The sequence below is a fragment of the Bacillus sp. Je.9.29.b genome (assembly GCF_051129925.1).
Lineage (GTDB): Bacteria > Bacillota > Bacilli > Bacillales > Bacillaceae > Bacillus > Bacillus safensis.
The window spans coordinates 153,641-173,231 of sequence record NZ_JBCPSO010000005.1 but is presented as its reverse complement, the minus strand read 5'-3'; the positions used below and the strand labels follow the sequence as shown (position 1 = coordinate 173,231).

Annotated in this window: 20 protein-coding genes; 5 read left to right on the top strand and 15 right to left on the bottom strand. The window is 37.7% G+C overall.

Going from position 1 to position 19,591, the window contains the following annotated elements; genetic code table 11:
* Window positions 1-5 precede the first annotated feature (5 nt).
* Window positions 6-746: a thioesterase II family protein gene (locus AAZR19_RS11905; protein ID WP_434703253.1), complete on the top strand. Its 741-nt coding sequence runs from the start codon at window positions 6-8 to the stop codon at window positions 744-746.
* 30 nt (window positions 747-776) lie between these two features.
* Here the strand turns inward: AAZR19_RS11905 and AAZR19_RS11900 are convergent, their stop codons facing one another.
* The 6 genes from AAZR19_RS11900 to AAZR19_RS11875 all read right to left on the bottom strand — a co-directional run bounded on the left by AAZR19_RS11900 (window position 777) and on the right by AAZR19_RS11875 (window position 5,554).
* Window positions 777-1,316: a hypothetical protein gene (locus tag AAZR19_RS11900; protein ID WP_087975290.1), complete on the bottom strand. Its 540-nt coding sequence runs from the start codon at window positions 1,314-1,316 to the stop codon at window positions 777-779.
* A gap of 20 nt (window positions 1,317-1,336) precedes the next feature.
* Entirely contained in the window at window positions 1,337-1,870 is a 534-nt protein-coding gene (locus AAZR19_RS11895) for a stage II sporulation protein M (protein WP_087975289.1), read from the bottom strand.
* Window positions 1,827-2,516 (bottom strand): ABC transporter ATP-binding protein, encoded by a 690-nt coding sequence (locus tag AAZR19_RS11890; RefSeq protein ID WP_087975288.1) that lies wholly within the window; start codon window positions 2,514-2,516, stop codon window positions 1,827-1,829. Before AAZR19_RS11890 ends, AAZR19_RS11895 begins: the two co-directional genes overlap by 44 nt.
* 8 nt (window positions 2,517-2,524) lie before the next feature.
* Window positions 2,525-3,949, bottom strand: a complete 1,425-nt coding sequence (locus AAZR19_RS11885) for a hypothetical protein (RefSeq protein ID WP_087975287.1) — start codon at window positions 3,947-3,949, stop codon at window positions 2,525-2,527.
* A 64-nt stretch (window positions 3,950-4,013) separates the two neighbouring features.
* Window positions 4,014-4,313, bottom strand: a complete 300-nt coding sequence (locus tag AAZR19_RS11880) for a hypothetical protein (RefSeq protein ID WP_024427284.1) — start codon at window positions 4,311-4,313, stop codon at window positions 4,014-4,016.
* Between the two features lie 326 nt (window positions 4,314-4,639).
* Window positions 4,640-5,554, bottom strand: a complete 915-nt coding sequence (locus AAZR19_RS11875; RefSeq protein ID WP_087975286.1) for a DMT family transporter — start codon at window positions 5,552-5,554, stop codon at window positions 4,640-4,642.
* Window positions 5,555-5,684: 130 nt separating this feature from the next.
* Here AAZR19_RS11875 and AAZR19_RS11870 point away from each other — a divergent pair, with 130 nt between their 5' ends.
* On the top strand, window positions 5,685-7,022 hold the full coding sequence (locus AAZR19_RS11870) for a PLP-dependent aminotransferase family protein (RefSeq protein ID WP_041106586.1): 1,338 nt from the start codon (window positions 5,685-5,687) through the stop codon (window positions 7,020-7,022).
* Here the strand turns inward: AAZR19_RS11870 and AAZR19_RS11865 are convergent.
* The 5 genes from AAZR19_RS11865 to tcyA form a co-directional block, all read right to left on the bottom strand.
* Window positions 7,019-7,711, bottom strand: coding sequence for a 4'-phosphopantetheinyl transferase family protein (locus AAZR19_RS11865; protein ID WP_041106584.1), 693 nt, complete (start codon window positions 7,709-7,711; stop codon window positions 7,019-7,021). The two genes, AAZR19_RS11870 and AAZR19_RS11865, sit on opposite strands and share 4 nt — an antisense overlap.
* Window positions 7,712-7,901: 190 nt before the next feature.
* Window positions 7,902-8,546: a YczE/YyaS/YitT family protein gene (locus AAZR19_RS11860; RefSeq protein WP_039182975.1), complete on the bottom strand. Its 645-nt coding sequence runs from the start codon at window positions 8,544-8,546 to the stop codon at window positions 7,902-7,904.
* Between the two features lie 144 nt (window positions 8,547-8,690).
* Window positions 8,691-9,434: an amino acid ABC transporter ATP-binding protein gene (locus AAZR19_RS11855; protein ID WP_041106582.1), complete on the bottom strand. Its 744-nt coding sequence runs from the start codon at window positions 9,432-9,434 to the stop codon at window positions 8,691-8,693.
* 12 nt (window positions 9,435-9,446) lie between these two features.
* A complete protein-coding gene (locus AAZR19_RS11850) occupies window positions 9,447-10,139 on the bottom strand; it encodes an amino acid ABC transporter permease (protein ID WP_024424286.1) in 693 nt (230 codons plus the stop codon).
* On the bottom strand, window positions 10,126-10,941 hold the full coding sequence (gene tcyA, locus AAZR19_RS11845) for a cystine ABC transporter substrate-binding lipoprotein TcyA (protein WP_046313883.1): 816 nt from the start codon (window positions 10,939-10,941) through the stop codon (window positions 10,126-10,128). Before tcyA ends, AAZR19_RS11850 begins: the two co-directional genes overlap by 14 nt.
* A gap of 313 nt (window positions 10,942-11,254) precedes the next feature.
* Here tcyA and AAZR19_RS11840 point away from each other — a divergent pair, with 313 nt between their 5' ends.
* Both AAZR19_RS11840 and AAZR19_RS11835 read left to right on the top strand, forming a co-directional pair.
* On the top strand, window positions 11,255-11,869 hold the full coding sequence (locus AAZR19_RS11840) for a dienelactone hydrolase family protein (RefSeq protein ID WP_041106580.1): 615 nt from the start codon (window positions 11,255-11,257) through the stop codon (window positions 11,867-11,869).
* A 314-nt stretch (window positions 11,870-12,183) separates the two neighbouring features.
* Window positions 12,184-13,617: an amino acid permease gene (locus AAZR19_RS11835; protein WP_163114347.1), complete on the top strand. Its 1,434-nt coding sequence runs from the start codon at window positions 12,184-12,186 to the stop codon at window positions 13,615-13,617.
* Between the two features lie 152 nt (window positions 13,618-13,769).
* Here AAZR19_RS11835 and AAZR19_RS11830 read toward each other — a convergent pair whose 3' ends face one another.
* The 4 genes from AAZR19_RS11830 to AAZR19_RS11815 all read right to left on the bottom strand — a co-directional run bounded on the left by AAZR19_RS11830 (window position 13,770) and on the right by AAZR19_RS11815 (window position 18,047).
* A complete protein-coding gene (locus AAZR19_RS11830; RefSeq protein ID WP_434703247.1) occupies window positions 13,770-15,323 on the bottom strand; it encodes an MFS transporter in 1,554 nt (517 codons plus the stop codon).
* 82 nt (window positions 15,324-15,405) lie between these two features.
* Complete coding sequence (locus AAZR19_RS11825; protein ID WP_075622335.1) at window positions 15,406-16,260, bottom strand: SDR family oxidoreductase; 855 nt, start codon at window positions 16,258-16,260, stop codon at window positions 15,406-15,408.
* A complete protein-coding gene (uxuA, locus tag AAZR19_RS11820) occupies window positions 16,254-17,351 on the bottom strand; it encodes a mannonate dehydratase (RefSeq protein WP_248351466.1) in 1,098 nt (365 codons plus the stop codon). The genes AAZR19_RS11825 and uxuA overlap by 7 nt, the downstream gene beginning before the upstream one ends.
* An 18-nt stretch (window positions 17,352-17,369) precedes the next feature.
* Window positions 17,370-18,047, bottom strand: a complete 678-nt coding sequence (locus AAZR19_RS11815) for a GntR family transcriptional regulator (RefSeq protein ID WP_163114343.1) — start codon at window positions 18,045-18,047, stop codon at window positions 17,370-17,372.
* Window positions 18,048-18,396: 349 nt separating this feature from the next.
* Here AAZR19_RS11815 and AAZR19_RS11810 point away from each other — a divergent pair, with 349 nt between their 5' ends.
* Window positions 18,397-19,563, top strand: a complete 1,167-nt coding sequence (locus AAZR19_RS11810; RefSeq protein WP_041106567.1) for a Gfo/Idh/MocA family protein — start codon at window positions 18,397-18,399, stop codon at window positions 19,561-19,563.
* Window positions 19,564-19,591 lie beyond the last annotated feature (28 nt).

Here is a 19,591-nt window from a genome sequence, read left to right as displayed (position 1 = left end):
GACGTATGAATCAGTTATTGAAAACCTTTGAAAAAAAATCAGATCTCATTCAGCTTATTTGTTTTCCTTTTGCCGGCGGATATTCCGCCTCATACCGTCCGCTCTTTGAACAGCTAAAAGACGTGGCCGAAGTCACAGCAGCAGAGCCCCCAGGGCACGGCACCAATCTCATGCCGCTTGAATCAAGCATTGACCGGCTGGCAGAGCTGTATAAAGAAGGACTCACGGACAAATTGAACCGCCCATTTATTCTGTTCGGACATTCAATGGGAGGGCTTGTGGTATACAGACTAACCCAGCTGCTAGAAAAGGAAGGAATTTATCCTGCAGCAGTGGTGATCTCAGCCATTCAGCCTCCGCAAACAAAACGGCAGATGCTGACGCATTTATCCAACGACGCATTTGTACAGCATATTGCCGAAATGGGCGGGATTCCAAAGGAATTACTAGAGAACAAACCAATGATGGATTACTTTACGCCGTCATTGCGTGCAGACTATCGGGCGCTGGAAACCTTTCAGCACACAGATCAATCGATCATCGACACACCTGTTTATTTATTCAATGGAAAGCAAGATGAGAAATGCATGCAGGATGCAAGCGGCTGGTTAAAATGGGCAAAAACCATCGAACGCACCAATTTCGATGGAGACCACATGTACATCAACACACACCTTGAGCCATTTGCAGAGCAGATGAGACATGTGATTGAGCTAACAGCCAAGCAGCAATTGATCAAGAATTAAGAAAAAACGACCCATCAATAGGGTCGTTTTTTACTGAGGAATAATACTTGAAAACGCTGATATAGCTAATGAAAATAAGAATAATAAAACGAATGGGATGTAAAATTTATAACTTCTATTTTCTTGATCTTTTAAGTAAGAATAGCACCACACACTAAATGCGACTATAACGAAAATGTTGATGTTCCATAAAAATGGAAGTGTAATCGTGCGTTCAGCATTAGATACCTTTAATAGGTATAAAATAATAACAATCAAGTTGCCTAGTAAAATGTAATAGTAAGCTAATATCCCTTTTTTAAAAATACTTTTATAGGAATCTTTTATTCCGAAAATAATAAAACTTAAAAAAATGACTAATGAAAAAAATAAAACTTCAATCATTGGCTTGAATATTTCTCCAATCACAGCAAGTGAAATACCTATCCACTTACTAACTTCAATTACATCTTGATTCCCATCAAGTTGTAGCTCTAGTAGATTTTTATTTATTTCATCCATTTTTAATATAGAAAGGATGAAAGCTATTATACCAGAAAGCATACATACTAATAAAATGTGTTTTTTCATAATAGCACCCTTTAACAATATCAAATTTTTATAAAATAAAATTCAATCATCGAAGCAATAAATAATAAGAAAACACCGGTTATAAGCTGACTAGCATAGATTTTCCCTTTTGTTTTAAATGAAATTTTGTTTTTAGATATGATATATCCTATAATCTGTCTTGATATATCAAAAGAGACAAAATAAAAAAGGAACAAACCGACAATCTCCATCGGAGCGTGGAAAATAATATAGTATAATGCTATATCAAATCCATATATATAGGTATACGATATAAAAAATGCACCTAAGAAAAAACCATTTAGAAAAATAATAATGCTAGATAAAAAACCTAAACTAACTATTCCAGATATTAATATTAGGAGTGACACAAAAAGGTTATTAAAAAAAATGTCTAGATAGCTATGAATCTCAATGTTGTTTTTAAAATCTATACTATCTATAAATGTTGAAGCAAAAATACTTAAACTAAAACCTCCTAAAAATAATATGATAAAAACTGAAAAATTTTTAAGATAATTTTTCAAAAAACTTCTTTTCGAGCTGATCTTCATGAAAAGTCACTCCTGAAGATTTTTTTTCTGAGTGAATAATACTACCATTATCAATAAAAAGGATTTCATCACATAAGTCTGCAGCAAATTGAATGATATGTGTGGAGAGCAAAATGATTTTGTTGGCATCTCTGAAATTTCTTAAATGTTTTTTCATGTCAGCCATGTTAGTAGGATCAAGACCTGTAAATGGCTCATCTAATAAAATAATATTTGGATGATGTAATATGGTTAAAATAAAAGACATTCTTTGTCTCATACCTCTTGAAAGAGCAGAGGAACGGCGGTGAATTTGTTCTTCTAATCCATATTTGCTCAATAAATCCTTGATTTGTTCATTTTCTAAAGGTTGTTCTACAAGCAAAGATTGATATTTTACAAGTTCAAAACAGGTTAAGTTTTCAAATAGAGTTGGATCGTCTTCCATATATCCGACAGAAGAAAAATTTTGCTTACTATGATTTATTAATATTTGACCTTCATCAGGATTTATCAATCCAGCTACCATTTCTAAAATAGTCGTTTTTCCAGCACCATTTTTACCCAATAGTCCGATAATTCTACCCTCTTGGAAATGCATCTCAGGGATCATAACTTTAAAGTTAGACTCTTTGTACTCTTTAATTAGACCATGAATTGATAACATACAATCCCTCACTCAAATAATGTTTTAAATGATTTGTAGTTTTTGTTGATTGTTCTATCCCAAAATTTAATCATTAAAAATAAAATGATGAATGAACAAGCAGCCATAACAGAATTTGTTAAAATGAAATATACTGTGCTGTATGAGGAAATCACTGATAAAGCTAGAATGAAACCATAACAAATATTTAAAGTCAATTTACTAAGAGAACTTGGAACTTGATAAACAAATTCCCAATTAAAATAAGGAAATACAACAGTAGAACCGACAGTACAAATACCGACGAGAATGCAAGTGTTTATTAAAGTAATCATCACGTAAAAAGGCTGATCTAGTTTTAATACAAAGCTTGAAAAAATGATATATAAAATACAAAAAAACAAGTGTAATATAATAGATAAAATTATCTTATTTTTAATTTTATTTTTCACTAAGTTAGGTAGATTCTGTTTTAAAGGAAGAATGGGTCCATCAATATCAAAAGAGACATATGGTTGTATTGCATTCGATATAATAATCATTGGAAAAATCACACTAAAAATAAACAAAAAATCATTTTCTATATTCAATGTTTCAAGCTGATTTGTATTGACACCATAAAGAATTAGACCAAATAACCCCCCAGATAAGGTTAATATGAATAATAATACTGACCATTGAATAGGGGGATTTCTCATGAGAAGCGTAATTTCATAAAACAAAATATGATTAAACTCTCTAGATGTTCTTTTTCGTTTTTCTTTTAATTCTTTTTGGGAATTAAAAATTGGTACATTACGAACATTTTTCTTCCAATTCATCAATAACAATAAACTAATGAATGTGAAGGTTAAAATAAAATATATTGAATAACTAGATAAAGAATTTGTTAATAAATTGAATCTAAATACAGTGAATACCCATAGAGCAATGAGGCCTGTAGTTATATAACCAATGCTCGATGAAATTGAGAAAAACTTTGGATTAGAAAGTAGCAACAAGACGTGTAATCTAAGTAAGTAACCTAAAATAAAAGAAGTGGCGGCCAGAGCAGCTATTGTAAAAGCTCCCTCATACCCATTTATAATTAAGTTTGCTAAGTAGGACCCTAATATGAAGAATAATACACCCACAATAGTGCTGAAAAACTTACTCATATCTTTGCCGAAAATGTATTGATCAAGATGAACTTTTAAAATAGCCATCTGTTTTTTATCAGAGGAGAAAAGTATTCTCATCAAACTCTTATCAATATTAACTGTAAACATAAATATAAACAGCGATAAATAAATTATTGATAAATCCTTAACGAAAAAAGGAGTTAATATACCTAGTAATAGTGGTGTTATTATGTATAAAAAAGCAAAAAATACAAAAATGAGAGCATTTTTTCGATGATGTCTTCTTAAATCATTGATTAACAAGATTTTTGTATATGTTAAATATTTATGCATTTACAACACTTCCATTTTAAAGGTGTATAGAGAAGGCTGTTACACCTTCTCTATTAAATCTTTTTTAGAAAGAAATAGCGTATTTCACTCCGTATTTTCTAGCATAACTAATGACCAGAGAAGCAATAGCACCAAGTCCAAAAGTACCTAAGACAGCAGCAACAGCACCCACTGTACCTGCAGCATTTAGAATTGCACTAACAGAAGTTATAGCCCAGCCAGGTATTTGAGGATAGTTTGCTACTAGATTTGCAAAAGGTGTAACTGGTTCAAGAGTCAATAAAATCATAGTTGTTAAAGTTAGAGTGAAAATAAGACTCAAGCCTACAATTGCAAAAAATCTATTTTTTAAACTCAATTCCATAATTAACACCCCCTCTCTTGCTTATATGCCCATATTATACAAAAAAAGGATATTAAATAAATGGGTTTTTTATACTGTATTTTTATTTCTCTGTAACGAAAGATTTAGTAGTATTTTGATGGAATATGAGAAAGGGTAGTAAAATTACTCGAGAATTAATAGCTCCTAAATTGTATTTTTTATATTGTTAATGACATTACTTCAGTAACTAGCAATAAAATACAAGGTGAAATCACTAAATTTGGGCGAAAAAGAAGCTTATACAAGACAATCAACAATTAATAAGACATAAGAAAAGCGGCCCTCTTTATAGTGGCCGCTTTTTCTTATGAATGCTGTTTCTTCACCACATTCCCGCCAATCACCCCGCCAATGACCAGCACCCCTCCGAGGAAATGATACCAATCAATCGTTTCGTGTAAAATGAGAACCCCGGCGGCGACTGTGATAAACGCGGATAAATTATTAAAGATGCTGACCTTTGCCGCTTCTAGCTGCGAGAGTGCATAGTTTGATAAATACGCCGTGAGAAGCGATGAAAGAATACCTAAAAAGAGCATCGACCATACAAAGGACGCTTCTGTAAATGGGCTGAAAAACTCCGGCAATGAGCCATTGATCGAATGCCGGATAAGCGCAGCGGCATTGAAAAAGACAAAGCCAAAGAAGGTCATCACAAAGGTGAGTTCGATCACATGGAATCGTTTTGTAATCACTCTGGCAAACACACTATATGCACTGGATGACAAGGCTGAAAGTAAAATCAGCACATAGCCGATGAAGTGAGAATGCTGGACATCAATTCCCTTCATGACAAAGAGAAGCATCACCCCGCACACAGAAAGAAAGGTAAACAGCACTTGTATCCATGTCGCACGTTCCTTTAAAAACCAGGCTGCCAGCAGCATCGTCAAAATGGGAATCGTCGCTTGAATGATGCCAGCCTCTGAAGAAGATGTATACATCAATCCCCACACTTGAAAAGCAAAGAACAAAACAGGATAAAGCAAGGAAAACGGTACGATATAAATGAGATCACGCCATTGAATGGATATGCGATACTTTTTTCGTAGAAACGGATACAGCAATAGAGCGGCTGCAAAAGAAATGGTAAAGCGGTGTGCCAATAAATCTATTGGATTTGCTGATTCTAATGCTATTTTGACAAACAAAAAGGAAAAACCAATGATAGAGGCGTATGCGATCGCGGCAGCATACGCTTTTTGTTTTGACATATTCATAACGTGACTCCTTACATGAGCATGCATGCTTCAAATGAATTGACCGGTTCTGTTCTTCTATCGTAATCGGATCATCTAACGTGTACAATAAGAGAACATGATATCTGTACCGGTACAAGGAGGAAAAGGTGTGAGGAAATATGATCAGCTTGTTTTGAGTTTAAAAAGAAAAATGGATTCTGGTGAGTACAGTGCTGGGATGAAAATTCCATCCATTCGCCACTTAGCAGCTCAATATGCAGTGAGCAAAAGCACTGTCATCAAGGCGCTGGATACATTGGAGCGTGGACATCTGCTGTATTCTGTAGAAAGAAGCGGCTATTATGTCGTGAAAACGAAGCAGCGAGCAGGCAAGCAGGACGGCACATGGATTGATTTTGCTTCATCTGCACCTGATCCCGTTGTGTTTCCATATGTCGATTTCCAGCACTGCATCAACCAAGCGATCGATTTGTATCAAAATGACTTATTTATTTACGGCACAGCCAACGGCTTGCCATCGCTGTTGCCAGTCATTTCAAAGCGATTAATGGATTATCAAGTGTTTGCTCATCCAGAACAGATTGTCATGACCTCTGGTATTCAGCTCGCTTTATCCATTTTAAGCACCATCCCTTTTCCGAATGGAAAACAAACCATCCTAGTCGAACAGCCGGGGTATCACTTATATCTCCAATATTTAGAGAAAAACCAATTGCCTGTGCGCGGAATTCAGCGGACGGAAAAAGGGATCGATCTTATCGAATTAGAACGTATCTTTCGAGAAGAGGAGATTCGTTTTTTCTATACGATGCCAAGATTTCAAAACCCGCTTGGAACGAGTTTATCAAAGCAAGAAAAAAGAGCGATTGCAGCCCTTGCTGAGAAATATGATGTCTACATTGTTGAGGATGATTATATAGCAGATTTAGAATTCGATACAAAAAGAGACCCGATCTATTCATATGATCAGGCAGGAAAGGTTATTTATTTGAAAAGCTTTTCGAAAATCATCTTTCCAGGGCTGCGAACAGGAGCGGTCGTCTTACCTGAAGAACTGATTACTCCTTTTAGCGAACACAAACGGCTCATTGATATCGACAGCTCCATGCTGTCCCAGGCAGCCTTAGAAATCTATTTAAAAAGCGGGATGTTTGAGCGGCATAGAGACAGAATGCGGGCGACGTATCGAAACCGCTCCAAGCAGCTCGTAGCAAGTTTAAAAAATGATCAGAGCGCTTATCAGCTGGGAGAACAGGAGCCGGCTACCCATACACATGTACGTGTCGACCGGTCGATTCCCATGAACCAGCTCATTCAGCAGCTGAAAAAGGCATCTGTTTCCATTCAGCCAATTGACCGTTATTACCTGTCGGACTATCAAAAGGAACCCATTCTTCAGCTGAACATTTGGCAGGTGAAAGAAGAGCAGATCACACGCGGAGTTGATCTATTAAAGACAGTATTTCAGAAAAGCACGCGTTATTAAAGGCGGGGCAGTATATCGCTGCAAGTGAGTCTCTCAACGCTTTCAGCCGCAGCAGACTTTCGTGAGCATACCGCCATTTGATAGGCAGGGTCAAGTGAATATGTTTGAACAAAGCAAGGCGCTTCATGATCAGGTAATGTCAACGCAGCTTGTCCATCCTCTGACAGACGGGCTGTAAAGGACGAAAGCCCATAGGATAAGCCTTTTCCAGTCAGCTTGATAAAGGCCTCCTTCATTGACCAAAGATGAAAGAAATAGGCTTCCTGCCGTTCTGCCGGCTGTGAGAGTAAATCCTGATACTCATCCGCTGAAAAAAATCGCTTGGCAATCGCCAGATCGATAGGCTTGATTTCCTCAATATCAATGCCAACAGGTGCATCATCTACTGCGCAAACGACCCAATCGCCAGAATGAGATAGATTAAAATGAAAAGAAGGAAGCTGCCGGACAACAGGCTTGCCATTGCCCTCAGTTTCAAAAACGATCTGATCCATAGGCAGATCGTACATATCATGGATCGTTTGACGAACCAGCACCTCACCTAACAAGGTTCTTCTTGCATCGATCAAAAAACGAAAGCGTTCAGCCGCAGCACGCTTTTCAGATGACACAAAGGGTTTCAGCCGCTCTATTTGTTGTCGTGCATCAATTTCATCTAAGTGTTGTAATTGGATAGCATATATTTTCATAACGAACCTCTAATTTTTTACATTGATTGTACCATTGGAGAGCGCCGCGTAAAAGGGAAAGAGGCCTCCTTACAGTGAATGCCCAAAAGGAGAGGAAGATGCAGGCTGATTTCCTCTTATAATTAATAGAAAAGTCTGTTTATTTTTTTAACCACAAGAAAAGCCATTCTGATTATAGAATGGCTTGTTCTCATCTAGTCAGTGTTTGAACAGGTTTTTCGGCTGTTTTAGTAATAAGCAGCTGCAGGAGCCGTGTTGATTGCGGCAAGGAGAAACGAAGGACAAGACCTGTGAAGATCGCAGTCAAAATCGTTCCAATGCCAATCGGTCCACCGAGCATCCATGCAAATAAAAGCACTGTTAACTCAATGCCATTTCGAACCCACTGTACGTTCAGTCCCGTTTTCGCTGAGATGAGCAGCATTAATGAGTCCCGTGGCCCAGCGCCAAGATTAGCTGAAACATAAATGCCAACACCGTATCCAGAAACTACAACACCTGTAATAAATACATATAAAGCCGGTAAATACCCATGTGGCGCAGGTAATATCGCATTAAAGAAATCAATAAACACGCCAATCAGCACCATATTGAGCAGGGCGCCGATCTTTGGAAATGATTTCGTGAAAACAGAAGTCAGTGTCACAATCAGTGCACCAATAATAATGGACCATTGTCCAATTGTAAGTCCAAAATGCTGAAACAGTCCGTAGTGGAAAGCGTCCCAAGGACCAATCCCAAGGATCTTCCCTTTCACTGTCAGCGATAGTCCAAAAGCTAGTACGATCAATCCAACAAAATAAAAAAACCAACGTAAAAGATGTTCCCGCTTCAAAAGCATTCCCTTCTTTCTTAAACACTCGATTTCCATCGTAACATACTCTCACACCCCTTTAAATGGCTTTGCTCAATTGTAATCGCTTACTTTTAAAAAGATGAAAAAAGGCTGTCCTCACCACGTGAGAACAGCCTTTTTTCATCATACTGGATTCAAAATCCGGTTTAAGAATTGTTTTGTTCGTTCTTCCTTTGGTTGTTTGAAGATTTCTTCCGGGGGACCTTGTTCGACAATGACGCCGCCATCAATAAAAATCACTTCGTCTGCTACTTCCTGAGCAAACTTGATTTCATGTGTGACAACTGCCATGGTCCAGCCTTCCTTCGCTAGATCCTTCATGACCTTTAAGACTTCCCCGACAAGCTCAGGGTCAAGCGCAGAGGTAGGTTCATCAAAAAGCATAAGCTCTGGCTGAATGGCAAGTGCACGGGCAATCCCGACACGCTGCTTTTGACCGCCTGACAGCTGGAATGGATACAGGTCTTTTTTATCTTCCAGACCGACCTTTTGCAAGAGCTGAATGGCTTCTTTTCGAACCATTTCCTTTGGACGGCGCTGCACCTGAACAGGACCTTCCATCACATTTTCAAGCACTGTGCGGTGAGGAAACAGGTGATAATCCTGAAACACCATTCCTGATTTCCGGCGAAGCTTCAGCAGATCAGCTGATTTATTTTTTTTTGAAAAATCAATCGAGAAATCATCGAAGGTAAAGGAGCCGCCATTTGGTATTTCAAGTGCATTTAAACAGCGAAGCATCGTTGTTTTTCCTGAACCAGATGGACCGAGAATAGCCACAACCTGCCCTTTGTTGATCGAAAAATCAATCGACTTTAAAATCTCATTTTCCCCAAAGGATTTCTTTAAGCCTTTGACTGTTAGCATGTCGTTCCCTCCTTACCTTGCGACATATCGATCAAGTCGTTTTTCAATTTGATGCTGAACGAGCGATAGAATGAAGCAGAATACCCAATAGATCAGGGCTGCTTCCATATAAATAAACAAGATTTGATCCAAGTTCGCCGCAGCAATTTCCTGTGATTTACGGAACATCTCTGCCACGAGAATTTGGGAGGCGAGGGATGTATCCTTCACCAAACTAATGAATGAATTAGACAGCGGTGGAATCGATACACGCACAGCCTGCGGTAAAATCACGCGGACGAGCGTTTTGCGATGTGTCATCCCAATGGAATAACCTGCTTCCCATTGTCCTTTTGGAACAGACAGGACAGATGCACGGATAATTTCCGACGCATACGCACCTACGTTTAAAGAAAAAGCGATAATGGCACTTGGATATGGATCCAGTGTGATATTAAATGTCGGAAAGAAATAGAAAATAATAAACAATTGCACAAAAAGCGGCGTTCCACGAACGGCCGACACATAGATGGAGAAAATCCATCTGAGGGCTTTAATTTTAGACATTCTAGCAAGAGCTGTCACAAGCGCGATAAAAATACCAATAATAAAGGCAATGATGGCGAGGGGAATTGTATAATAAATCCCCTGCATCACCATTGGCCAAAAAGATTGCTGAAGAAGATCCCAAGGAATGACGACTCCTAGGATGTTATTTTGTAACATCTTCACCAAACCATTTCTTAGAAATCTTAGCGAGTGTACCGTCTTTTTTCATTTCTTTTAGTGCGCCATTCACTTTGTCAACGACTTCGCCGCTGCCTTTTCTGAATGCGAAATACGTTTCTTGAGGATCTCCTGTTTCAAATGCAACTTTTAGGTTTTTGTTACCGCTTGTTTTCAAGTAATTCAATACAGCCAATTTGTCATTGAACGTCAGATCAGCACGTCCTTGCTGAATCAATTGAATGGATTGTGCAAGACCTTCAACGCCTTCGATCTTAGCGCCAGCATCTGTTGCTAGTTTATTGTAGTTACTTGTTAACGATTGTGCTGCTTTTTTGCCTTTGACATCAGATAGTTTCTTGATGTCGTTGTTATCTGATTTTGTTACAACAATGGCTTGAGATGTCGTGTATTTATCAGAGAAATCGTATTGATTTTCACGTCCAGTTTTCCCCACTTGGTTCGCTACCACGTCAAAACGTTTTGCGTTCAGTCCAGCAAACATACTGTCCCATTGTGTTTCTTTGAATTCAGGTTTTAAGTCAAGACGTTTTGCTACTTCAGTGATGACTTCTACATCGTAGCCAGTTAATTTATCTGTCTTTTTGTCATGGAATGTGAAAGGAGCATAAGTACCCTCTGTTCCGATGGTTAATACACCTTTATCCTGAATGGATTTCCAAAGGTCTCCTGATTCCTTAGACCCAGATTGTTTATTCGCGTTGTCGCTTGCACCAGATCCACATGCCGTGATCAATGCAACACAAGCGCCTAACATAATGGCAAAGAACATTTTTTTCATTTTATTCCCCACTTTTCTTGTTGGTATTTACAACATATGATCTTACAGAGAAGCAACCTAAAAGTAAAGCATTTGAAACTAGCTTGAGCGAATCTCACCAACTTTATGCCCTCAAACGGTCGAACGGACAAACGATAGAACTATACCCAAGTTAAAAGGTGAATAAAACCATACACAAGTTCAAGATGATTAAGATGATTTGATTGGTGGAACGTTAGATAAACGATTCGGGTAAAATATGCTATGATCATCCCAACGAAATTTTCCAATCGATTCAATTGACTTCTAAGAAACAAAAGGGAAGTGTGAACATTTGCATACATCGAAACAAAAACCTGTCATGATCTTAATACACGAAATATACGGAATAAATGATCATATGAAGAGTATGATCCATTATTTCGACAAAGCTGGATTTGAGGTTTATTGTCCTCATTTATTGGGACAGGCGAAGCACTTCCCTTATGTCAGTGAAAATGAGGCTTACGACTACTTTATGAATAAAGTTGGTTTTGATAAGCCGGTAAAGAGTGTACTGAATCTGGCAAAAGAGTTAAAAACGAAGAATGCCGCGATAGACATATTTCTGCTAGGTTTTAGTGTGGGGGCAACAATTGCCTGGCGATGCAGCCAAAATGATCAGCTGTTTACCGGAGTTATTGGATTTTATGGTTCAAGGATCAGAGATGACGTCGATCTTGCGCCCGCCTGCAAAACGCTGTTATTTTTCCCGGAGATCGAAGCATCCTTTCATCCCAGGGAGATTGCGAGTGTTTTGGAGAAAAAGAAAAAGCTTTGCGTGACAATAGTAGAGGGAGAGCATGGATTCGCCAATCCTTATTCTGCGGCTTTTCACGCTGAATCTAAAAATCGCTGCTTTCAGGAAATAGATGAATTTATCAAAGTGTGTTTGCTAAAAGCAGAATGACTTGTGACAAAAGTGATCATAAGAACTGTCTAAAATGAGACTCGAAAAGAATGAAACGAAACCAGTGTGCAACGATAAAGTTTCATGCTGGTTTTTTTGTGCAATATTTTAGATATATGGCATCCTATCAAATGGTTTGATCCACCACATATTTGTGCGAACATTACTAAAATAAAGACTTTGAGACAATGACCATAGAAGGAAGCATATTTATTATAAAAGATGTATAATTAGTAGGTTGTTTTGAAAATGGAATGAATCACATGGAGACATGTTTTGATAACAGAGCACCTTAGAAGAAGGAGGGCATCATTGTGGATGTTGGACAAAATCAGCCTGAACAATTGAAAAGGGCGATGACCTCCCGCCATTTATTTATGATTTCACTTGGCGGTGTCATTGGGACAGGCTTTTTCTTAGGAACGGGCTATACGATTGGACAAGCAGGGCCGGTCGGAGCCGTTCTTTCATATATTGTGGGCGGATTGATCATGTATTTAACCATGCTGTGTCTTGGGGAGCTGTCTGTTGCACTTCCTGTGTCGGGCTCGTTTCATACGTATGCGACGAAATTTGTCAGCCCTGCAGCAGGTTTTGCTGTCGGCTGGATTTATTGGCTCGGCTGGGCGGCTACGGTCGCCCTTGAGTTCTTATCAGCAGGACAGCTGATGAGGCGCTGGCTGCCGCAAGTGGATGTGTGGATTTGGTGTCTCATATTCGGACTCTGTCTTTTCATATTAAATGCCCGGTCAGCGAAAGCGTTCGGGGAGTCGGAGTTTTTCTTTTCTACCATTAAGATTATTGCGATTTTACTCTTTATTGGCGTAGGCGGAGCGGCGATGTTTGGGTTTATTGAAACAACGAGCGGTGAACCCGCCCCATACTTCAGCCATTTTGTGAGTGACGGGCTGTTTCCAAATGGCCTGCTCGCTGTTGTGGTTACGATGATAACAGTAAATTTTTCGTTTCAAGGAACAGAGCTGATCGGGATTGCGGCAGGTGAAAGTGAAAACCCTGAGAAAACCGTTCCCCGCTCGATCCATCAGACCGTATGGCGTACACTCGTCTTTTTCGTCTTATCTATTTTTGTCTTAGCGGGTATGGTGCCTTGGAAGGAAGCTAGTGTGCTGCAAAGCCCATTTGTTACTGTGTTTGAGAGAACGGGCATTCCTTTTGCGGCAGACATCATGAACTTTGTCATTATCATTGCTTTATTATCTGTTGCGAACTCTGGCTTGTATGCATCAACGAGAATGCTGTATTCCTTATCGAAGGAAGGAATGGCAGGAAAAGCGTTTAGACGCGTCAATCAGCGCGGTATTCCGATGAATGCCTTACTGCTCACCTTCCTATTTACAGGGATTTCGCTGTTATCCGGCTTCTTTGCAGAGAAAACGGTATTTGCCTGGATCGTATCCATTGCCGGCATGAGTGCCCAGACAGGCTGGATCACGATTACATTATCACAGCTGCTTTTCCGTAGAAAATACTTGAAAGCAGGCGGAAAGCTGGAAAACTTAAAATTTAAAACGCCTCTTTATCCGGTGCTGCCGATCATTGCAATTACACTGAATACCATCGTATTGGTCAGTCTTGCCTTTGATCAAGAGCAGCGCATCGGGCTATATGTCGGCGTACCGCTTATGATCATTGGATATGTTGTCTATCACCGCTATGTGAAAAAGCATCAGGCGAAAAGTGAACCGCTGAAGCTGCAGATCCGCGGAGATGATGAGATCCGGTTTTAAAATCAAAAAACACTAAATGTAAGAATATAAGATATTTTAAAACACCTCTGATATCAATCTGAAGGTGTTTTTTTCTTGAAGTGATTCTGGAACCTCTCATATCAATAGAAGGACTATTTAACTGAGCTGTAGTTCTCAACTAACAACAAAAGTTAGTTCATATCCTGCTGTTTAAAATCTTGTTGTTCAAAATGTTGGCGCTTATTCTGATATCCTACGTTATTATTACCCCAAAGCTTCTCGTAATCCCATCCTGTTAGCGCTTTCAAAACACTTCTTGTTTCATCATCAGCCTGTTCCATTGAACCATTATTCTTTAACCTATTAATTTCATTAATCATAATGGAATGGGTTTTCTTAGATAATTTAAATCTAAATGAAATAACTAAACTAATACCGACTAGCCCTACAGTTCCGAAAAACAGAATACCTACAATCCCATTTATTGCTGTCGTAGACTGTGTCGTCGCGCTTGCAACGAATCCACTTTCCTGTAAAATAACTCCTACCAAAAATGTGGCTAAAGCTGTAGTACTTTTGCGTGTAAAAGTCATAATACCTGCAAATATTCCTTCTCTTCTTTTACGAGTGACCATTTCATCTACATCAGGAATGAAAGTGTAAATATTCCATGGTATATAATATAATCCACTCTTTCCGATGCCTAAGATAACAGAGAACGCATACAACGCTATAATCATATAAGCTGGTTGTGTGAAGTATAAAAATATATAACCGCTGATACATGTAATAATAGCAATATAAGATATTTTCAAAGATGGCGCAGGACCTATTTTAATCACGAGCCAACCAAACAATATTGTACATACCATTTGAAGTAATGAACCAATAGATAATAAATCGGCTGCCAGCACTGCATCTTTATTTAAAGAAAACACAACAAAGTAGACAAAGACAGCGTTTAAAATATCCATGGCCGTAAACGAACAAATATACATCGTGAGGTGCTGACGGAAACTTCTTATTCTAAAAGTAGATGTTAAGTCAATGATGACTTTTTTTATGGATTCTATAGCAGGTACTTTTTCTACACCATCAGGTTCTATCATGTCTTCTTCTATTTTACGTTCCCATGTTGTTCTATGTGTAATTAATAATGCGGCCATAAAAATAAAGGTGAAGATAATCCCATTGTAAAGAAAAACTTGAGGTGAATCTTTTCCGAATATTTCGAATAATCTGCCTGGAATAAAGGTAGCTAAAAATGTTCCTAGTCCTGAATAGATTAATCTGATTGTTGAGAGCTTGGTCCGAGCATTAAAATCATTCGTCATTTCAGCTCCAAGTGTTTCAAATGGAATTAATACCATTGCTGCAAGGAATTCTAACAAAATATAAACCGTTAAATAGTACCAGTAATTCATATCAGAAATCCAAAGAAGAGAATAAATAACCATTAAAGGGCTTCCAACTAGCAAAAAGAACCTGCGTCTTCCAAATTTTTTCCCAAGTTTTGTACGACCAAAATTATCAGTGATATGGCCCATAATTGGGCTTGCTATCGCATCAATAATACGTGCAATTGCAATAATAGATCCTGCTTCAACAGGGGTAAGACCGCAGTATGTAATGAAAAAATATAACATCCATGCGCCTATTATAGCGAATGCTCCCCCTCCAAATATATCCATTGTTCCATAACCAATATAATTTTTGAGTGTTAGTTTCCTGTTCTCAGTCTGCATTCTTATGTCTCCTTTCCAAGCCTACTTATAAATTTAAAAAACAGATAAAATAAAGATGTATGACAAGGAAAAAATAAAAATATTAAACACCTGAATACGCCATAAAACCTCCATCAACAGGAATTGTCACGCCGGTAACAAATGCTGACATATGATCATCAACAAGCCATAATAGGGTACCAAGAAGATCTTCTGGCGTACCAAACCTTCTCATTGGTGTATTCGAAATAATCTTATGTGACCTCTCTGTATAATCTCCATCTTCATTTAGGAGAAGGTTTTTATTTTGTGAGGTTAAAAAGAAGCCCGGTGCAATAGCATTTACTCTAATTCCTGCCTCAGCCATATGAACAGCTAACCATTTGGTGAAATTTTCAATTGCTGCTTTTGCCGCGCTATAAGCAGGCACTTTGGTCATTGGAGAAGGGGCACTCATAGATGACATGTTGATGACAACTGCTCCCTTTTGATGAACCATATGTTTAGTGAAAATTTGTGTAGGAATGAAAGTCCCCATAAAATTTAAATCAAATACATTTTGTACACTATCTGTACTTAAATGAAAAAAAGTATTTACCTTAGGATTAGTAAGGTCTTCTGTTTGAAATATTTCGTTGGTTGTATTTGCACTGGAGTGGTTACCACCAGCTCCATTTATCAATATTGTACAATTGCCTAATTCCTCTGTTACAATCTTCTCGGCTTGTTCCACACTATCTTTATTCATCACATCACATTTAATCGCAATCGCTTTCCCACCCATAAGGTTAATTTCTTCGGCTACCTTTTCACCCTTTTCGACTGTTCTATTTAAAATAGCCACAGACACGCCATGTCTAGCAAGTTCCTTTGCCATGGCGCTGCAAAGTACGCCACTTCCTCCTGTTATGACAGCTACTTTACCAGCTAAATTTTTATTTTCTTGTATGTTTACCATGTAGCTTCCTCCTTTGCTTCTTTTCGTACAGACTGTTTATTTTTTAAAGCATCCCAAGCTCCCCACAAATACATAATTCCAAGTGCTCTATCATAAAGACCATATCCAGGCCTGCATTGTTCATCCCAAATGTGTCTTCCATGATCGGGTCTACAATAACCTTTGAATCCGCTTTCATAATAAGCATGTATAATGGCTGAAACGTCTACTGATCCATCTTTTGATCGATGCGATGTTTCAACAAAGTCCCCGTTATCATATACGCGTACATTTCTTATATGAGTAAATGGTATTCTATCAATAAATTCGTGAATCATAGAAACTAAATCATTCTCTAAGTTTGCTCCTAAAGATCCTGTACAGAGCGTTATACAATGATATGGGCTGCTATTTAGTTGTAAAATTTTTCTGATGTTTTTTTGGTTAGTTACTATTCGCGGTAGACCAAAGACAGGCCAAGGTGGATCGTCAGGATGAATAGCCATTTTAATATCATGAAGTTCTGCAATTGGAATAATCTGATCTAAAAAATATTTCAAGTGGGCCCATAAATCCTCTTCTGTTATATTTTTGTAGGCTTCAAAAAGTTGGTGGAGGTGATTTAACCTCTCTGGTTCCCAACCTGGCATGGTTAAACTGGAGTTTTCACTAATTTTATTTACTAATTCTTTCGGATCAATATCTTTAATTCGACTATGTTCATAAAATAGAGCTGTAGATCCATCAGAAAGTGTTTTATTTAAGTCTGTACGGATCCAATCAAAGACAGGCATAAAGTTATAACATATGACTTTAACACCCACCTTTGCTAGCTTCTGAATTGTTTTCTTATAATTTTCTATGTATCGATCTCTAGTTGGAAGTCCGAGCTTAATGTCTTCATGAACATTCACGCTTTCAACCACTTCAATATGAAGGTTATGTTTATCGGCTAATTTTTTCATTTCTAACATTCTTTCTATTGGCCACTCTTCTCCTACGGGCACATCATGCAGTGCCCAAACAATTCCTTCCACTCCTGGAATCTGCTTTATTTGTTCCAGTGTGATCGTGTCGTTTCCTTCTCCAAACCATCTGAATGTCATCCTCATCTACCATCACCCCTAATTTTATTGAAAATAATTTGGATATTCTTTCTTCAATAATTCTTTATCAACAAGTGCAATTTTCAAATGCTCTTCCATGATTTTTTCAGCTTTATCAGCATCTTGATCTTGTATAGCTTTGAAGATATTTACATGTTGAGAAAGAATATTATCCCAATTATAATCTGTTACTAGCCTTAACATGCGACTCCTATTAAAGTGTACATTCATCTGTTGAATAACTAACCATGTTTTTTCTTTTTTACACCGTTTGAAAATAGTTCTATGAAACTCCTCATCTAATTCAAACATTTTTTTATAGTCTTTTTTCTTAACGCAAATTTTTTGCATACTTAAATTCATATCTAAATCATTCATCAGCTCTTCCGAAAATTCCTGACAGGCTAGTCTAATCACTGCCTTCTCGAGATGTTCTCGCATAAACCGTGCTTCCTCCACAAGGTTCAAATCAATTAAAGAAACAAATGTACCTCGTTGAGGATAGATACTTAATAATCCTTCTTGAGATAATTTTAAAAAGCTTTCTCTTACAGGAGTTCGACTCACATTAAATTGAACGGATATTTCCTTTTCAGAAATATTTGTCCCAGGTGGAAGCTTCAGGCTTAATATTTGATCTTTTAGCATATTGTAAACTTGTTCCCTCGTAGAGAGGTTTTGGTTTTTAAAATCAATATTCATTATTCTAATCTCCTTTCTCTAACATACTACCATACAAGTAGATTAGAATGGTAGACATTCATTTCATTTTTCTGAATACTTGTACTGTGAGCATCTCTTGATGATTCCACTATGTAAGCCATGATCAATCATAAAAGTGTGGGATATTAAAAAGAAAATTCAAAAAACTATACAAAATTCAAAAAGATTGAGTTATAATGTTTTTGATCTACCATACTAGTATAACTAGAATATTAACAAAATGAACGGTACTCTGATCTATCAGTTAGGTGAATCATTCAGTTTTTTGAAAGCGCTATCTCATTATTGGAAGTGAAAATTTATCTTCTTGCAGAAGGGAAAGATTGATATGTCTAACATCGCCATTATAGGAACTGGATCTATTGCAACTGCCCATATCGAGGCTTATCTTGCAATGCCTGAAATGAGTAAAATTGTAGCTTTAGCTGATATTTATCCTGAAAAAGCAATGTCTGCAGCAACAAAATATAACTTGGAAGCACGAGTTGTCGCTAACTACCAAGAGTTATTGAATGATCCTACGATTGATGCCGTTTCCATTTGTACACCTCCTTATATGCACGCAACCATTGCCATCGATTTTCTTAAAGCAGGCAAACATGTCTTAGTAGAAAAACCTATGGCTTCTTCTCTAAAAGAATGTGACGAAATGATAAAAGCATCTATTGAAAGCCAGAAGCTTTTATCTGTTGTTGCTCAAAACAGGTTTATGACGCCCATTATGAGATTAAAACATGTCCTTGATCAAAACCTCATTGGAAAAATCGCTCATACTCAAGTTGATTCTTTTTGGTGGCGTGGTCATAGTTATTATGATTTATGGTGGCGCGGTACATGGGAAAAAGAAGGTGGAGGTTGTACACTTAATCATGCTGTCCATCATATTGATATGTTGCAATGGATGTTAGGATTGCCGGCTGACATTTTTGCAGCAACTAGTAATACCTTGCATGATAATGCAGAGGTTGAAGACCTTTCTATTGCTGTACTTCGCTATGGAAATGGCAGCTTAGCACAAGTAACCAGTTCTGTTGTTCATCATGGAGAAGAACAACAACTGATTTTTCAAGGTGAAAAAGCTAGAGTATCTGTCCCATGGAAAGTAAATGCTCAAATAGCTAAAGAAAATGGGTTTCCTCAAGAGAAAAATGATGAGGATTTAGAAAATCGTATTCAGGAAGCTTTTCATCAATACCCGGAATTACTATTTGAAGGGCATAAAGGACAAATAAATAATTTTTTAATGGCTATCAAGGGTAACCAGAAGCTTCTAATTGATGGAACGGAAGGAAGAAAAACACTAGAACTCATTACAGCTATCTATAAATCTGCCAACCTAGGTGTTCATGTGAAGCTTCCTCTTTCAGCAGACGATCCTTTTTATACACGTGAAGGAATGCTTGCGAACGTTAAGCATTTTTATGAAAAACAAAGCAGTGTAGAAAATTTTTCAGACGATACGATAACCGTTGGAGGAAATTACGAGGAAATATAAGTCTAACGGTATTAAGTTATAAGTATTC

What these genes read in the sequence shown, in the direction of transcription:
- AAZR19_RS11825 (WP_075622335.1), bottom strand. Translation starts at nt 16,260, where the DNA reads ATGGTAAACATACAAGAAAATAAAAATTTAGCTGGTAAAGTAGCTGTC.
- AAZR19_RS11895 (WP_087975289.1), bottom strand. Translation starts at nt 1,870, where the DNA reads ATGAAGATCAGCTCGAAAAGAAGTTTTTTGAAAAATTATCTTAAAAAT.
- AAZR19_RS11855 (WP_041106582.1), bottom strand. Translation starts at nt 9,434, where the DNA reads ATGCTAACAGTCAAAGGCTTAAAGAAATCCTTTGGGGAAAATGAGATT.
- AAZR19_RS11850 (WP_024424286.1), bottom strand. Translation starts at nt 10,139, where the DNA reads ATGTTACAAAATAACATCCTAGGAGTCGTCATTCCTTGGGATCTTCTT.
- AAZR19_RS11880 (WP_024427284.1), bottom strand. Translation starts at nt 4,313, where the DNA reads ATGGAATTGAGTTTAAAAAATAGATTTTTTGCAATTGTAGGCTTGAGT.
- AAZR19_RS11875 (WP_087975286.1), bottom strand. Translation starts at nt 5,554, where the DNA reads ATGAATATGTCAAAACAAAAAGCGTATGCTGCCGCGATCGCATACGCC.
- AAZR19_RS11885 (WP_087975287.1), bottom strand. Translation starts at nt 3,949, where the DNA reads ATGCATAAATATTTAACATATACAAAAATCTTGTTAATCAATGATTTA.
- AAZR19_RS11810 (WP_041106567.1), top strand. Translation starts at nt 18,397, where the DNA reads ATGTCTAACATCGCCATTATAGGAACTGGATCTATTGCAACTGCCCAT.
- tcyA (WP_046313883.1), bottom strand. Translation starts at nt 10,941, where the DNA reads ATGAAAAAAATGTTCTTTGCCATTATGTTAGGCGCTTGTGTTGCATTG.
- AAZR19_RS11830 (WP_434703247.1), bottom strand. Translation starts at nt 15,323, where the DNA reads ATGCAGACTGAGAACAGGAAACTAACACTCAAAAATTATATTGGTTAT.
- AAZR19_RS11900 (WP_087975290.1), bottom strand. Translation starts at nt 1,316, where the DNA reads ATGAAAAAACACATTTTATTAGTATGTATGCTTTCTGGTATAATAGCT.
- AAZR19_RS11865 (WP_041106584.1), bottom strand. Translation starts at nt 7,711, where the DNA reads ATGAAAATATATGCTATCCAATTACAACACTTAGATGAAATTGATGCA.
- AAZR19_RS11905 (WP_434703253.1), top strand. Translation starts at nt 6, where the DNA reads ATGAATCAGTTATTGAAAACCTTTGAAAAAAAATCAGATCTCATTCAG.
- AAZR19_RS11890 (WP_087975288.1), bottom strand. Translation starts at nt 2,516, where the DNA reads ATGTTATCAATTCATGGTCTAATTAAAGAGTACAAAGAGTCTAACTTT.
- uxuA (WP_248351466.1), bottom strand. Translation starts at nt 17,351, where the DNA reads ATGAGGATGACATTCAGATGGTTTGGAGAAGGAAACGACACGATCACA.
- AAZR19_RS11815 (WP_163114343.1), bottom strand. Translation starts at nt 18,047, where the DNA reads ATGAATATTGATTTTAAAAACCAAAACCTCTCTACGAGGGAACAAGTT.